Below are 16560 nucleotides of genomic sequence, written 5' to 3'. Positions count from 1 at the left end.
TAATGTCTGATATCATAGAAATCAACGGTTACCGTATTGGCCGGGGAGAGGAGAAGGAGATTGAACTCAATATTGCCCGTCTGCCTACCCATACCAGTATCGATCTTCCCATCCACCTGTACAGGGCGGAAGAGGAGGGGCCGGTATTATTGCTTACCGGCGGACTGCATGGTGATGAAATCAATGGAGTTGAAATTTTGCGGCGGATGATTCATAACGACCAGTTAATCCCTGAAAAGGGAACCGTCATCGTCATGCCCCTGGTGAATACCTACGGCTTCATCCAGAACATCCGCGGGTTGCCCGATGGAAAAGATATCAACCGCAGCTTCCCGGGCTCAAAATCAGGTTCGCTGGCCAGTCTGATGGCTTATACATTGGTGAAGCAGATTCTTCCGCATGTCGATTACGGAGTTGATTTCCATACCGGCGGGGATGCCCGGGCTAATTACCCGCAAATTCGGTGTGAATGGGCCGTAGAAGCAAACCGTGACATAGCAAAAGCTTTTTCTCCTCCTCTGATTATTGATTCATCCGTACTTGATAATACGTTTCGCAAAGCCGCCCAGGATGAGGGAACGCCCATTTTGGTTTTCGAAGGGGGCGAGACGCTGCGATTTGATGAATTCGCTATCCAGGAAGGAATTGACGGAACACTGCGGCTTATGACATACCTCGGGATGATATCGGAGCCCCAGGAAGGTCAGGATACGGAAATCTATGAGGCCTCTCCGTGGATCCGTGCTGAATATGGCGGGCTTTTCCAGCACAAAGCAGAGCTGGGCGAGCATGTGGAGAAAGATCAGCTGTTGGGATACATAAGCGATCCCTATGGAGCACTTTGGGCCGAAGTTAAGAGTCCGGAGAAAGGGCGCATTATCGGCATTAACAACGCCCCGGTTGTGTACAAAGGAGATGCTCTGGTTCATATAGCATGTGATTTTATAAAAACGGTTTGAGATAAGACCATCCGGCACAAAACTAATTGGAATATTTATCTGCTTTTTAGCAGGTATTGTTGTTCTTCCCGGCCCGACGGCTGTGAAGTAGACCTTTAAACGATTAAAAAAATGGATATGCGAGACGATTTAATTTTCCATGTCACCACAGAAGAATACTTTCAGGATCATAAAGTAAATAATAGATACCAGCCTGAATCTCTTGATAGCAAGGGGTTTATACACTGCTCTAAAGGAACACAGATTGAAGCAACGGCGAACCGGATTTTTCCTGACCGGGATGAAATATTGTTGCTTATTATTGATATTTCAACGCTCAGCTCCGATGTGAAATATGATATGGATGAACAGACCGGAGAAAAATATCCTCATATTTATGGCCCCCTGAATATAGATGCCATTATGGATAAACTTACTATTTATGCTGAGGACAACGGGGATTTTAACATTGCTTTCAGCTCCAGGACATAACCGGATCCCGCCCCATTCACATGTCAATGCACTCGTTTCGTATTGGAGATACCGTATTTGTGGCCTTTCCAAATGAGGTTTATTCCGAAATCGGATGAGCTGTAGAAAACAGTCATCCTCCGACAATACATTATAACCCCAAAAGTCGAAAAATGTCAGTTGAAGCTTGCGTGGGAACGCAAGTACAACGGAATTATCGCAGAACTCAAAATCTGGGCAAAGTTCAGCAAAAAAAGACCCTTAATATGATTAAAGGCCTTTGGGGTGTGGGTAATGCAGAACTTAAATATTAGGGTACTCCTCCTTAGGCTTCTCTGAATATCCCTTTTTAAAGATCATAAACCAATAATTGTACTGCTCTTCATTGACTATTAGTAAAATAATACACTTATTGTTTGTAACAATTTTGTCCTTGTTATAAACAGATAATAATCCATACAGAGATCATGGGACTAACAATAAACTTTACTCTTCTCAAAAGACGACAGCGAGATGATGGCACTATTCCTATCTATTTACGGATCACAGAAAATAGAAAGTCCAGTTACAGGAGTACTGGTTTTTGGGTCAAGCAAAAAGACTGGGATAATAAGGAGCAAGAGGTCAAGGGGTCACACCGTCGATATAAACATATAAATATCAAGCTCCGGCGGTTATATCGTGAAGTTGAAACTGTTAGAGATGATTTAGAAATAAATGGCAACCTAAGTAAAGATACCCTGCTTGACGCTATTTCTGAGGATAAGGATAACCGTTCTATTATTAACCAGGGAGAAATATACCGAACATATCTACAGGATGAAGACAGGTATTGGGCTCGCAGGCATTTTAAAGTAGTGCTTGGTAATTTAAAATCCTTCATCAAAGACCGTAAAAAGCCCGATCAACTTAACAACCTGGACTCCCAGTGGATTGAGGATTTTCAAGATTATCTTCTTACCGAAGTGGGGAATGCTAATAACACGGTCCGCAAAAAAATACAGCGGTTGAAAGGAATGACAGACTGGCTCTTCAAAAATGAAGAAATAAAACAAGATCCCTTTTCCAGGGTTGATAAGGTGGAACCAAAGAGAACTAGTAATAAAATAAAATTATCATTTGACCAGATTTCGGCTATTGAAAATCTGAATTTGGAAAAAGGTTCTAAGGTGTGGCATACGCGTAATTATTTTATGTATTCATTTTATAATGCGGGTATTCGCTTTGGAGATTTATGCTGCCTGACATGGGGAAACCTCATTGATGGGCGGCTGGTTTATGCAATGAATAAGACCGGGAAACAAAAAAGCATTAATCAGCTCCCTCCAATGTATCAGCTGTTGTTGCACTATGTTACAAATTGTGGTCAGTATATCATACTCTCCAGAAGGGATCCTAAGGATACATTACAAAAAGCCGTTGACCCAATGGACCTGTTAATGCCTATGATTCACCAATATGCACAATCGCATGCAAATGAGTATATTTTCCCTATCCTGGATGAGCATTATGAAGATCCGATGGAATTGCGTAGAAAAATCAGCAGTAAGAATGTCCAGGCAAACAAACGCCTAAAAATCATTGCAGGAAAAGCGGGAATACAGGCTAATATATCCTTTCACGTGAGCCGCCATTCCTTTGCTCACTATGCCCTGAAAAAAGGAATGGATTTATATGCCATTAGCAAGGCATTAGGACATTCTGATTTAAAAGTAACGGAGGAATACCTTAAAACTTTTGACGAAGAGCTGTTAGATAAAAGCATGAACAAGTTATTCAGTTAGCACCTAATCATGAGTAAATCAAAAAAACAATATACATTTGAAGATTGGGATAATGGTGAAACTCTTCCGACTCAGTATCCAGAAGATGAGAGAGTAAGCCTATTTGAAATAAATAAGCACTTACCGTCGGAGGAAGCATCTGATATTCCTTTGGCTTTGTATAAGTTAGGTAGAATGAAAGAGGAAGATTTCAAAAAGGTCAGAAAAAAGCAGAAAGAGGCGTATAAAATATTACTTAACTATCATGTAAAACAAGCGACACAAAAGATTAATAGCTTCCAAAACAAAGCTGATCAAGATAAATATTTAAAACAACGTAAAATCTATCTTGAGAAGAGAATAGAAAATACGAGAGCTAACAGATTATCTAAACTAAACGAAAATTTAGACTTAACGGCATTTACACCTGAAATATGTAAGGAAATTTTAAATAGAGACCGAAATGGGAAATCCCAAAAAAGTTATACTAAAATATCAGCTGATCCTTCCAGCGGCAGTCACCTAAATGAGTTTCGAGTTAATGAAACATTTGAAATACACCTACTATTATCTGAATTCAATAAAATTGAAGAACAACTTAACTCTTCAGAGGGTCAATTACCACCTTCTATCAAAAACCTCATAAAAGAGTTCTCAAAAAAGTTTGCCGAAAGAGCCAGCTACTCACAAGATTTAATCTACAATTATCTAATCCATTGGAATGAATATCAAGGAGTAAGTTACCCAAGAGCTTCAGCTAAAAAGGAGTTGAAGAAAAAGAAAATTTCTTTCCCCGATCATGATAATACACTCAAAAACTGGGAGCAAAGTTGGTTGCAATTTTACTACTCACGCACAACAAAATAACGCAATTCGAATATTCAAATAAGATTGCAACAACCTTTCAATAAGCTTGCAATCGAGCTCTTTTAGCTTATCTGTTACTCTACTGTTGAATTAAATTTTCAACAAAACGAGTAACATCATGCATACATTTATACCCACAAAAGATGAGCTTGAGGAGATTATTCAAAAAGCTGTTGAAAAAACAGTTTCCGACAAGCTCCCCGAAATAATCAAGAAAACAAATCGCAAAGACTACTATACCATTGAAGAGACATGCGAGATATTAGATGTCTCTCGGAGGCATCTACAGTACTTAAGGGACACCGAGCAAATCTCCTATGTGAAAAACGGTCGCAAGATCTATTTCAAAGCCGAAGACCTGGACGAGTTCTTTAATGTCAACTACATAGCAGCGGAGGTGTAATTATGTTTACTGATTACAAAAAAGGTTCGGAAAACCCTACACAAGTTACACAACAAAAAACCGAGGACGTCCTAAAGGATATATTGGAATCCCTCGAAAAAATAAATTTTAAATTAAAACTGCATCCAAACAGCCAAAAAATAGAGGAAAGATTAAGCAAGCTACACAAGAAAAAAGAAAATGAGGAAGCTGATGAAGAAAAAATAAATAATAAGATGGCAGATATAGAAAATCTGCTGGATGGAAAAGATCCAACCCAAAGAGACTATAAAGTAATATCAACGTGGGAAATACTCGAAAAAGCTAAGGAACTGTCGTACCCCCTAGCTGCTAGAAACGGTGCTGTTTTTGTGTTTAACGGTTTATGCTGGGATAAATATCCAGTACCTGATTTCCAAAAGTTTCTGGAAAAATGCTACTATCTATTGGGCGTTCCCAAAACAATGGCACTTGACGCTAGTTTCATAAGACAAGGATTGGAGCAATTCAAAAAGTCCGCTCATATAAAACCCACTAAAACAGAAGGCACCTTATTAAATTTTCAAAATGGCACCCTGGAATTTGACGGTTCTGGAAATTTTACGCTTAGGAACCATAACCCTGACGACTTCATCAGGTATGTCCTGCCATATGAATATGATCCGCAGGCAGAATGCCCGATGTACAAGGAATATCTCAATTACGTTATTCCTGAAAAGGACAAACAGAAAGTATTAGCCGAGTTTTTGGGGTCTGTATTTTCCGACATCAAACACGAGAAAGCACTTATCTTATATGGAACTGGCAGAAACGGTAAAAGTGTCCAGCTGGATATCACTTCCGCTTTGCTTGGATCAGAAAATTTATGTAGCCATACATTGGAATCTCTCTCAGATAGCAAACTCTATTTCATTGGTGATTTATCCGATGCTTTGCTGAATTACTCTGGCGAAATATCCACAAAAGTAAATTCTGATATATTCAAAAAACTGGCATCAGGTGAGAAGGTTAGTGCTAGATATCCATACGGAAAACCTTTTGAAATGGAGGATTATGCTCGTCTGGCTTTCAACTGTAATCAGCTGCCCGATACAAAAGACTACTCCGAGGGGTTTTTCCGACGCTTCCTCATTATACATTATGAGATCTATATACCGGATGAAAAAGTAGATCTTCGCTTAGCAGATAAAATTACTGAAGATGAATTACCCGGGATTATGAACTGGGTCTTAGAAGGACTCGTCCGGTTAGAAAATCAACAAGAATTCTCAAAATGTGAAAGTGCTGACCGTATTTTACAAGCTTACCGTAGGGAATCAGATACTGTTAATTCCTTCCTTTATCATTTTCAAGATGAATTTCAGAATCCAAAAAAATCGAGTGAGCTACATGAACAATACTCAAATTACTGCTTAGATTATGGTTATAGCCGTTTAGGTATTAAACAATTTTCCCAAGCCTTAATGAGAAATGGAATCCAAAGGAAGCGGAAAAATGACGGTGTATACTATGACGTACATCTATACGAAGAGAATTAGTGTAACTTGTGTAAGGTCTTTCAAAAACCTAATGAATGAATTTTAATTAAATAATCAATTATGAAACAATCAGAACTACTGACAAGACAGGATCTTGATGAATTCAAACAGGAATTTATGGACATCCTGGAAACAAAACTGAAAGCGGCAATAAATGAAATTCAACTCAATAAGAGGTGGCTGCGTACAGGTGAATTGGCGGAGTACCTAAGCCTGTCAACCTCTCAAATAAGTGTGTTAAAAGCCGAAGGTGTTATTAAAGCCCGAAAGCTTGGAGGCACGAATTATTTTAACAAAATAGAAATTGACGAATACCTACAAAATCAAGGTGAAACTTATGTATGATCACGGAAGCTACAAAGAGTGGAAAGGGGAATCAGGGAAGAAAGAATCTAAAATTAATTTATTCGCCATTCAGTTTAACAGGTTAGGCGGATATCATCCCGATTGGAATCTCAAAAAAATATTCCTGTATGAGTACATGCTCATCACCGCTAGAAAGCATGGCAAAAAAGGGGAAAGTTTTACCCAAAAATATACAATGATAACAGAAGCTACGCAGATGAGTAAAGGCTCTGTAGCCAAATATCTAGGAGAGTTGGAAGAAGACGGGTATTTACAAATCAAAAGAGAAGAGAGCGATGGTACTAGACAGCTCAACAGGTATACCATTGATTATGAGTGCATTAAAAATTCGCTGGAAAAAATATATGATTTTGGTGACCTGCCAAAAAAAGATGTTGAAACCTATAAAAAAGATTTATGCTATAGGTATGATTATCATGGAGCTTCTTCCTATGAGGATGCTCATAAGGTTACCCCCCCGGAAGACATAGAAGAAAACAAGGACCCAGGTCCTTCTATAACGTGATAAAATTGAGGTAACCAATTTCCAGTTCAAAAGTGGACTATATAAGTATATTATTTTATTAGCTATTATTATTAGTAATTATAATATAATTATATACCTATTTAAATATTATACATTAACCATACTTAGTCCATTTTTAGACTGGAATATTCCTGCCTTTTTATTTTAAAATTATCACGTAGTGCGGGAGCAAGTTCCTGCCACCGTAAGTGGATTTCAAGGGGAAATAATCCTCATCTATTTTTGAAGGGCATCTATACAATATGACACTTCCAGTAGCCGGGGGTATATTCCAAAGGGTGTAGAAACCCTATGGTATATGCTAATTTGATTATTTTGCAGAGTTTGAGGTCCCCATCTGATCTGTAAATATGATAAAGGGGGAGGAAACATGACAAAGAAGGGCATTCCTTTAATTATATAACATTTGGACTATTTCGTTTACTAAAACATTTTTCGAGAGATTTCCCCTCCACTTATTCATTTACAGTAGAGAAAATTCCCCCGGCGAATGATAATATTGGATGTAATCGCTATTCGTTGTAACAACGGTAAAATTTAGCCCCCCTCACCTCTTTATTTATTTACAGAACAGATAAAACTCCATGTAGCAGGCAGTGAATATGGCTATATTTTTATTCTCTAAATGATAAAGTCTAATAGCTTACTACCTATCCGACCTTTGGTCTACCTTTGAAATCACGTCATTAATAGAGAATACCATAGTTATTACATACTTTCATTTAATGACTTGATTTCAAGTCTTGGGTATCACTGGTTGGTAAGCAGAAACCGTTAGCCCCCTAACCATCTTTATTATTTACAGAACAAAAATTTAACCGCATGTAGTTGGCAGTGAATAGGACAAGATTTATTCTGCAAATAATGAAGACGTATAGCGTATTGCCTATCCAGACTTGGCAGTTTGCCTCTTAAAAAATTTTTTCTAAAAAAAATACCCCCCCCCTTATTTCTCGCAAGCGAGAACCACATCAAACCAACCCCGCCTTGGTTTTGGGAATTTTAAACCATTCCCGCCTTATCATATATAACAAACATAAATTAAATCATAGAATAAAATGATCACTATAGTCGGATATCAAGAAGCTACCAATGAAAACGGAGAACCCTTTAACATGCTCAAGCTCCAGGGGGAGGTAGAAATGGTTCAATCTGAGGAAACAGGAAGACATTATGCAACGGCAAGAAAGACCATGATTGCTTCCACCTTTGACGATGCCATGTGTGAAAAGTTAATTGGCAAAGAAATGCCTGGAGCTATCGAAAAAGTTCCCTGTGACCCTTATGAATACGAGATCCCAGAAACAGGGGAAAAGATCATCCTGGAACACTCTTGGCAGTATAATCCAGAGCCAGTTAGCGTATCCACCGAAGAGCATGTCTTTGAGGGAGATCGGCAGCAGAAAGTCGCTTTCTAAGAAGGACGCTCTACATAATCTCTAAAAGTAATAAGGCGGGCATAAGGTCCGCCTTTTCTATTTCTAACCTGAAAACAATATATCATGGACATCGAATTATCAAATCAACACCACCTTCAACCTACAGAAGCTGATGGTAATCCACTGCCGGATGATGATTCTCCTTTCATCGAAGCAAACACCATTTCATCAAGTTTAGAGGAGATAGCCGAAAATCATATCATCCCTGTGTTTGTCAAAGACAATGAGCCGCTTATATCTCACGCTGAGTTCATTGAAAGGGCTAGGGGTATATGTCACCATGTCTTTGAGGGGGAAACGATTCTGGAGCCAAATGTCAGAATATCTCATCCTGTAAAAGGGCGAATCCCCTCTGCCAAAGGTAAGCCTGCTGATCAGCTGGAAGAACATGAGAAGACCCTGTACTACGAAAGACTTGCCTTTGTAATCCAGATCCCCTCAATTACCAACCAGATACAGGGAGATTCTCTTTCCCTTACTGTGGGCGGAGTTAAAGCCTACAATTTGGACAACATGAACAGCAAAAAAGGGTCCCTTGAGCATTTCAAAATCTGTATTGGTTTTATTAATAAAATATGTACAAACCTATGCATATGGGGCAAAGGATTTTCTGAAACCCTTGAAGTAACCAGTGCCAGGGAGCTTGAAGGCAGGATTTATAATCTTATTACCGAATTTGATATAGATTCATGCATAAAGGAGTTAGAAAAATATAACAACTTCGAGCTTACCGAAGAGCAGTTTGCACAGCTAGTTGGCAGAGCAAGGCTATACCAATACCTGCCATCGAAGCAGAAAAAACAACTGCCGGAGCTTTCCCTCAATGATACCCAGATAGCTACGGTAGCCAAAGAGTATTACAGGAATGATCACTTTGGGGGCAGGTCTGATGGAAGTATCAATTTGTGGGACCTGTATAATCTCTTTACAGGGGCTAACAAATCCTCCTACATAGACACCTTTCTGGACAGGAGCGTGAATGCCACTCAATTTACTGCTCATATTGCCAAGGCACTGGAAGAGGATACCGATTTCTGGTTTCTCAACTAAGTGTGGCTATGGGAAGTAAGCTTATCGATGACATTAACAAATACACAAGCTCAGATAGCCTCTTAGTACATACCCAAAGCAGGGGGCTAATCCGGCTTCACTGCCCATTTAAAGTCCATGTTATTCAATCCGTGGATAGCTACATGGTGGGGGAAGAGCTGGAAGTGGTAAAAGTAAAGGTCTCCCCGGAGCTGAAGCTCGTCTATATCATAAACGGCAAGGGATATTACCACTACCATTTCTCCATTCAGGTCTGAGCCCCAATAATAATAATAACAACGTAAATCCAATCTCTTATGCTCATTCAACTATTAACCGCACTCCTGAAAGCGTTGAAATTCAGGAATATTAACCTTGATACTATTTGCAGGGTAGATGATAACGTAGGGTTTATTTGGTTTAAAGCCGAAGACAAAACCTACTGCATTAGCATCCAGCAGGCGAACTTTGATCTTGAGGAATATCATGATCAAGAGCCATAGCACTTAACCGTAATTAGTCACCGCCAGAAGGGGAGCCACAGTGCTCCCTTTTTTAATTTTAACAGTACAATCATTAGACCCATGAATAACAACGATACCCTTATTGAAAAGTCACCCACGCTGGCAGAAGTCAAACTATCATATAAAAACAACCAACCCACCCAATCTTTCCCAGAAATTACCTCACCCAAGCAAGCAGAACAGGTGCTTCGTGAAATATGGGATAAAGATCAGCTGCAATTGAGAGAAGAGTTCGTAGTATTGCTCCTAAATAACGCCAAAAAACTACTAGGCTGGAGTAAAATAAGCTCTGGTGGAGCAACAGCTACGATTGTTGATCCGGCTTCCGTATTTCAGGTTGCTTTGTTAGCTAATGCTACTTCTATAATTCTAGCTCACAATCATCCAAGCGGGAATTTGGAAGCATCATCCGCAGATAAAAAACTAACCAAACGCATTAAGAAATCAGGCAAGATGCTTGGTATTGAGGTGGAAGATCATGTAATACTCACGGCGGATAACTATATTTCATTTAGAGAAAAAGAAATCATTTGGTAGGAAGGGTTCTCCTTCCTACTTTTGCTTTCAAAATCTGGTACAATAATTTACATATAAGAACCATGCAAAGAAATTTACTTGAAGAATTAAAACGTGTACTGGCTGAGGATAAACGCCTTGTAATCGACGACAAGTTAGTAAAAAATAAAATTGTTGAATTAGGACTCAAGTTAGATGAAAAGTTACTCAATTTACTCCTAAGTAATGATCGATTAAGAGAGCATTTCTTTCAAAAAGTAAATGATACTTTTGTATTTGATACACAGAAATTTCAACGCTTTATCAGTAACAAACAATTTTTACCCGATAGTTATACAGTCTTTAAGAATAAGATTGGATTAAGCAATGGTGATGAATACTTATCTGACTCAAAAGATGTAACTTTGGCTTGGGCATATAAGGATTGTGTGCTTGAAGGAGGGCAAACGGAAGAAGAGGCTAAAAGAGAAGAAATATTTTGGAATGAAACGTTAGCTCCAGATCAGATTGATAGATTACTTGATCCGAAGGTATTCACAAATTTTACGTTCTTCGATAATGATGGAGAACAGGACGTTAATGAGATTACAGAAAAAAATAATTTAGTTATTAAGGGAAATAATTTGTTGGCTTTGCACTCCCTAAGAAAGAGTTATACAGGGAAAGTAAAATTGATATATATAGATCCGCCTTATAATACGAGAGGTGCGGCTAATACTTTTGCGTATAATAATACATTTAATCATTCTTCCTGGCTCACTTTTATGAAAAATAGACTTGAAGTTGCAAAACATTTATTGCGGGAAAATGGAATTTTTGCTGTTTCTATAGATCATGCTGAACTATTTTATCTTGGAGTAATGTTAGATGAGATTTATGGCAGAGAGAACCGTATGGGAGTTGCTGCAGTTGTCCATAATCCTGGTGGAAGGCAGGATGATAACTTTTTCCCTACAGCGCATGAGAACATGCTTTTTTATGCGAAAGATATTAATAGAGCAGAGTTAAATACTTTAGGAATGTCAGAAGAAAAGCTGGCAGAATTTCGATATAAGGATGAATACGGAAGGTATAAATTAAGGGGTTTTCGAAGAAGTGGGAGTAATTCTAAAAAGGAGGAAAGACCTGGTTTATATTATCCACTTTATTACAATCCAGATTCACAAAGACTAAAGATTAAAAAAGAAAAAGATAATGATATTGAGATATTACCCATCGATACTAATGGAATTGAAAGGTGTTGGAGATGGGGTCCAGAGACTCTTATAAAAAAGAAAGATAAGTATATCGAAGTGAAGAAAACTGGTGATAGCTTTAGTATTTATATAAAAGAGAGGGAAAGTGACTACGAAGGAGAAAAGCCTAAAACAATTTGGGATAAATCCAAATATTCTGGGCAAACTGGCACTCATGAATTGAAATCATTATTTGACGATAAGGTATTTAGTTATCCTAAGTCACCACATTTAATAGCAGATGTATTGAAGATTACAACTGATGTAGGGGACTTAGTATTAGATTTTTTTGGTGGAAGTGGCACAACAGGATCGGTTGCGCATAAAATGGGAAGACAATATATAATATGTGAACAAATGGACTATGTTGAATCCGTGACCTTAAAACGTCTTAATAAAGCTATTGAAGGTGATGAAACAGGTATTAGTGATGATTATGATTGGAAAGGTGGTGGGTCCTTTATTTTTACAGAGATGCAAAAATTTAATGAGCAATTTATTAATCTAATACAGAATGCTGATACTCAGGAGGAACTTTTAAATATATGGAATAAAATGACTGAAAATGCATTTTTAAGTTATCGTATAGATACAACTGATTTTGATGATAGAGCTGATGAATTCCAAAAACTGAGTTTGGATGATCAGAAAAAAATACTGTTAGAGATTTTAGACAAGAATCAATTATATGTGAATTATTCTGAAATGGATAATAACGATTTTGAAGTTAGCGAATCAGATAAGCAATTAAATCATCAGTTTTATAATATCAGTGGCTAAGAATGGAAGAAGAGTTGTTATATAAAGATCTTCAGACGTACAAAAAGTTTGCAGGAGAGGATGTTTATAAAAAACAGGTTCCGTCCTACATTCCCAATAACTTAGCTCCAATGTTTCAGCTAAGACCTTACCAGCAGGAAGCGTTTGGGAGATATATATATTACCTCAATAAGTATGATAATCGTCCTAAAGGACAGCCCCTACAGAACTTATTCCACATGGCGACGGGGAGCGGTAAGACACTGATAATGGCTGGATTACTGTTATTCCTTTATGAAGAAGGATACCGTAATTTTTTATTCTTTGTAGATAGTTCAAATATCATTAACAAAACCCGAGAAAACTTCTTAAACAATGCTTCTAATAAGTATTTATTTGCCGATGATATACAAATAGGGGAGAAGCGAGTACGAGTTCGAGAAGTTGATAATTTTTCGTCATCACACCCAGATGATATAAATATTATTTTTACAACAATCCAGGGATTACATTCACGGTTAAATACTCCGAGAGAAAATTCAGTTACTTACGAAGATTTTGAGGATGAAAAGGTAGTATTAATCTCTGACGAAGCACATCATATTAATGCGGAAACGAAAAAGGGGTATAAGCTTTTAGAAGCAGAAAAAGAGAATATCACAAGTTGGGAGCAGACTGTATTTAAGATCTTTAATTCCCATGATGAGAATATTCTTTTAGAATTTACAGCTACTATTGATTTAGGGAATCCTGATATAAAAAAGAAGTATCAGGATAAGATTATAATGGACTACCCCTTGAAAGAATTCAGAAAGGATGGTTACTCAAAAGAGGTTAAAGTCTTACAAGCTGATTTAGAGAAGTTTGAACGTGCTATTCAGGCAATAATTTTAAGTCAATACCGCCGAAAGGTATTTGCAGACCATCAGATACTTATTAAGCCAGTAATATTATTTAAATCTCGTATTATAAAAGATAGTGAGGCTTTCTATGAAAAGTTTAAAACAGAAATTAAAGATCTCAGCGGAAACGATTTACAACAGGTGAAAAATAACCCATCCCTTGACCCTATTCTTAAAGAAGCTTTTCAGTATTTCGAGGATAAATCAATTTCACTGGAAAACCTTGCACAAGAAATACGAGAAGAGTTCTCAGAGGATAAATGTCTCACTATTAACAGTAAAAGCGAAAGTGAAGAGAAGCAGATTGCCGTTAATACATTAGAAGATGATGACAATGAGTATAGAGGTATTTTTGCGGTAGACAAGCTGAATGAAGGATGGGATGTATTGAACCTGTTTGACATCGTAAGGTTGTACAATACCCGTGATGCTAAGAGTGGAAGACCTGGTAAAACAACCATGTCAGAGGCTCAATTAATTGGACGAGGAGCAAGATACTGTCCCTTTCAATTAAATGAAGAGCAACCTTTATATCAGAGAAAGTATGATATTGTAGGAGATGAAGAAGAATATGAGTTGAAAATATGTGAGGAGCTTTACTATCACAGTGCCCACAACCCCCGATATATTGATGAGCTCAATACAGCCCTTGAAGAAGTGGGAATAAAAGCTAAGCGAAATTATCAGGTTAGCCTTAACCTTAAACCATCATTCAAACAGTCGCCTACGTATAAGAAAGGGTATATCTATACGAATCAGAAAAAGAAGTATAAAAGAGAGGATATAAAAAGCCTCGATGAACATGCTCAAAATCATCTTTATAAAGTTAAGCTAAGAACAGGGTATATGGTTACCACTACCATTTATGAAGACACCAGTGGTAAACAATTAAAAACGGCTCGACAGAATTATAAAATTGCTGATTTTGGAGAGCGAATTGTTAAAAAAGCATTGAATCGCTTACAGTTCTACTATTTTAGTAATTTAAAAAACTACTTCCCCCATTTAACTTCGCACACTGAGTTTATCAATTCAGAAGATTATTTGGCAAGAGTTGAAGTTGAGGTAACAGGAGTAGAAGATCGGTTAAACAACTTATCTCCAACTGATAAGCTGGATATTACTGTTCAAGTTCTTGATGAGTTAGCATCCAAAATAAAGTCAGGCACTGTTGAGTATAAAGGAACTAAGGATTTTCAGGGTGAGCTTGTAAGTGAGGTCATTTCTGATAAAGAAATCAGTGTTGCTAAAGATGAGGGGGATGATCGGTATAAAGGAATCCCCCAGACTGATCCACAGTCAGAAGACTTAATGATACCTTTAGGAGAAAAAGAATGGTATGCTTTTAATGATAACTTTGGTACATCAGAAGAAAAGAAATTCGTCAAATATATAGATAAGGTATATGAGAAATTAGAACCCTCTTTTGATGAAATATACTTAGTGCGGAATGAGAGTCATTTCACAATTTATAACTTTGAGGATGGGAAAGGTTTTGAGCCAGATTTTGTATTGTTTCTAAAAAAAGAAGATCCCGAAAAGAGTTTACACTATCAGATATTCATTGAACCTAAAGGAGATCACCTTCTTGAGCATGATGAATGGAAGGAAGAGTTTCTTGAGGAATTGAAAGATGACTACGATCTGATTCCAGTCTGGAGAGACAAAGAGTATATACTGTGGGGATTACCTTTCTATAATGAAAATAAACGTCGTCGGGAGTTTGAGAAAGAGTTTGAGAAGATAATCAGTGTTTAGAGCTAATTAAATTATTAAAAAATTTAGCTTTATTGTTGAGGGTATTAAAGCTAAAGACTCATTTAAAATTCTTTGACACGAATTTAAAATATCAGTCGTACCCTAACCCTATAAGTCATTGGTTTGCAAGGGTTTTTTGGTTTGGGTACAAATATTGGTGCAAACATTATTCCACTTATACTAAGTTTGGGTGGGGAACTATAAAGTCTGTAATATGCATAAAGTTATGATATAATGGTAAAACATAGGTATAACAACGCCTATCTACTCTGCATACAACTAAAAAGACTATTTATTAATAATTTCAAGTTCTTTCACATTTTAGTATAATTATCTATTACGTTGGTATAAGTAAAATAATTCTATTTATATGGCAAGATCACCTAAAGATGATAAATAAAGTAACTATTGATGGAGAAACTGAGGAAATTGAATTTCCTGATGAGCTATATGAAGAATCTGATATAGATGAAGTATTCAGGGAAAATGAGAGCATTCCTATTGAACGCTTAGGTAAGTACTATTTGAATGAAAATTTAAATTTTCTTTGCGGATCTGGTACATCAGTTAGCTTAGGTGGTGAAACGATAAATGATTCAGATGAAAATCCATTTAATGGTGTTTTAAATGAACTAAGAGAAATTGATGATCCAAAAGATCACATTAAACAATTAATTAAATATTTAGATAGTGATGACTTATTAGAAGATAAATTTGATCGCATTAATCAAGAGTACCTATACTATTTAAATAATGTGGAAGATGAAGACATAGCAGAGGAGATTAAGGATTATTTTGAAAAAATTTTAGAACAGTTTATTGAGGGTTTTATCCCATTTCCTAAGGATTATTATCAATCAAAATTGGAAGATCATACATTATTTATAAATAAAATTATTAGCCGTAAAGAGGAGCTAAATAGACCGAATATATTCACCCTAAATTATGATTTAGCCTTTGAAAACTCTTGTGAAAAAATTGGAGTTAGTTACAACAATGGTTTTAGAGGTACCCATCTGAGAAAATTTGATCCGGATACTTTCTATAATGAAAGATACATTAAGCAAGATAAGACTGGTAAGAATAAAAAACTTGGTACTTATCTTAACCTATATAAACTTCATGGAAGCATTTCTTGGCAATACTCTGATAATTTAGATGACCTTTATAAAATAAAAGAAGTTCAAGTATCGGATAACTTTGATAAGGACGACTTTAATTATGAGTCTTTAGTAATCTATCCTATACAGACTAAGAAATCCTATTCATTAGATTTACCGTATAGCGAGTTATTTCGTTACTTTTCTAAAAACCTATCAGAAACACAAAATACCCTAGTATTAGTGGGTTATTCATTTTTAGATGAGCATATCAATGATATAATCAGAACCGGTCTTTATAATCCAAACTTAACGCTAATTATCCATGCATATGGAATTATAGATGATAATAGTGGCTATTTCGGTCATATGGTGCCACTCATTTCGGAGCATATAGTGCCACTTTCCATCAGCGATATTAGCGGTTAATGGTCATTGGGTCAAGCG

16 protein-coding genes are annotated in these 16560 nt (G+C 36.9%); all 16 read left to right on the top strand.

Annotated features, from left to right (window positions below; translation table 11 throughout):
• Positions 1 to 2 precede the first annotated feature (2 nt).
• The 16 genes from BUB16_RS18985 (at position 3) to BUB16_RS18915 (ending at position 16542) form a co-directional block, all read left to right on the top strand.
• Positions 3 to 959: a succinylglutamate desuccinylase/aspartoacylase family protein gene (locus BUB16_RS18985; RefSeq protein ID WP_073068046.1), complete on the top strand. Its 957-nt coding sequence runs from the start codon at positions 3 to 5 to the stop codon at positions 957 to 959.
• Positions 960 to 1070: 111 nt separating this feature from the next.
• On the top strand, positions 1071 to 1430 hold the full coding sequence (locus BUB16_RS18980) for a DUF952 domain-containing protein (RefSeq protein ID WP_084088440.1): 360 nt from the start codon (positions 1071 to 1073) through the stop codon (positions 1428 to 1430).
• A gap of 446 nt (positions 1431 to 1876) precedes the next feature.
• A complete protein-coding gene (locus tag BUB16_RS18975; RefSeq protein ID WP_073068044.1) occupies positions 1877 to 3193 on the top strand; it encodes a site-specific integrase in 1317 nt (438 codons plus the stop codon).
• Between the two features lie 9 nt (positions 3194 to 3202).
• Positions 3203 to 4039 (top strand): hypothetical protein, encoded by an 837-nt coding sequence (locus BUB16_RS18970; RefSeq protein ID WP_073068042.1) that lies wholly within the window; start codon positions 3203 to 3205, stop codon positions 4037 to 4039.
• Between the two features lie 118 nt (positions 4040 to 4157).
• Positions 4158 to 4442, top strand: coding sequence for a helix-turn-helix domain-containing protein (locus tag BUB16_RS18965; RefSeq protein WP_073068040.1), 285 nt, complete (start codon positions 4158 to 4160; stop codon positions 4440 to 4442).
• Between the two features lie 2 nt (positions 4443 to 4444).
• The gene (locus tag BUB16_RS18960) at positions 4445 to 5959 is read left to right on the top strand and encodes a DNA primase family protein (RefSeq protein WP_073068038.1); all 1515 of its coding nucleotides are present in this window, start codon (positions 4445 to 4447) and stop codon (positions 5957 to 5959) included.
• A 60-nt stretch (positions 5960 to 6019) separates the two neighbouring features.
• Positions 6020 to 6304 carry a helix-turn-helix domain-containing protein gene (locus BUB16_RS18955; RefSeq protein ID WP_073068036.1) on the top strand — a complete coding sequence of 95 codons (285 nt, stop codon included), beginning with the start codon at positions 6020 to 6022 and terminating at the stop codon, positions 6302 to 6304.
• The gene (locus BUB16_RS18950) at positions 6297 to 6830 is read left to right on the top strand and encodes a MarR family transcriptional regulator (protein ID WP_073068034.1); all 534 of its coding nucleotides are present in this window, start codon (positions 6297 to 6299) and stop codon (positions 6828 to 6830) included. The genes BUB16_RS18955 and BUB16_RS18950 overlap by 8 nt, the downstream gene beginning before the upstream one ends.
• Positions 6831 to 7909: 1079 nt before the next feature.
• On the top strand, positions 7910 to 8269 hold the full coding sequence (locus BUB16_RS18945; RefSeq protein WP_073068031.1) for a hypothetical protein: 360 nt from the start codon (positions 7910 to 7912) through the stop codon (positions 8267 to 8269).
• Positions 8270 to 8353: 84 nt separating this feature from the next.
• On the top strand, positions 8354 to 9340 hold the full coding sequence (locus BUB16_RS18940; RefSeq protein ID WP_073068029.1) for a DUF3871 family protein: 987 nt from the start codon (positions 8354 to 8356) through the stop codon (positions 9338 to 9340).
• Positions 9341 to 9348: 8 nt separating this feature from the next.
• A complete protein-coding gene (locus tag BUB16_RS21295) occupies positions 9349 to 9597 on the top strand; it encodes a hypothetical protein (protein WP_211483236.1) in 249 nt (82 codons plus the stop codon).
• 39 nt (positions 9598 to 9636) lie between these two features.
• Positions 9637 to 9822 carry a hypothetical protein gene (locus tag BUB16_RS21670; protein WP_073068027.1) on the top strand — a complete coding sequence of 62 codons (186 nt, stop codon included), beginning with the start codon at positions 9637 to 9639 and terminating at the stop codon, positions 9820 to 9822.
• Positions 9823 to 9903: 81 nt separating this feature from the next.
• The gene (locus BUB16_RS18930; protein WP_073068024.1) at positions 9904 to 10380 is read left to right on the top strand and encodes a JAB domain-containing protein; all 477 of its coding nucleotides are present in this window, start codon (positions 9904 to 9906) and stop codon (positions 10378 to 10380) included.
• Positions 10381 to 10442: 62 nt separating this feature from the next.
• Positions 10443 to 12374, top strand: a complete 1932-nt coding sequence (locus BUB16_RS18925) for a DNA methyltransferase (RefSeq protein ID WP_073068070.1) — start codon at positions 10443 to 10445, stop codon at positions 12372 to 12374.
• 2 nt (positions 12375 to 12376) lie between these two features.
• Positions 12377 to 15013: a DEAD/DEAH box helicase family protein gene (locus BUB16_RS18920; RefSeq protein WP_073068022.1), complete on the top strand. Its 2637-nt coding sequence runs from the start codon at positions 12377 to 12379 to the stop codon at positions 15011 to 15013.
• A 389-nt stretch (positions 15014 to 15402) separates the two neighbouring features.
• Complete coding sequence (locus BUB16_RS18915; RefSeq protein ID WP_073068020.1) at positions 15403 to 16542, top strand: SIR2 family protein; 1140 nt, start codon at positions 15403 to 15405, stop codon at positions 16540 to 16542.
• Positions 16543 to 16560: the final 18 nt, after the last annotated feature.

Origin of the sequence: Fodinibius roseus (genome assembly GCF_900129315.1) — a bacterium.
Taxonomy (GTDB): Bacteria; Bacteroidota; Rhodothermia; order Balneolales; family Balneolaceae; genus Fodinibius; species Fodinibius roseus.
Note: the sequence above shows the minus strand (reverse complement) of the source record. Positions and strands in the feature narration are given on the sequence as shown.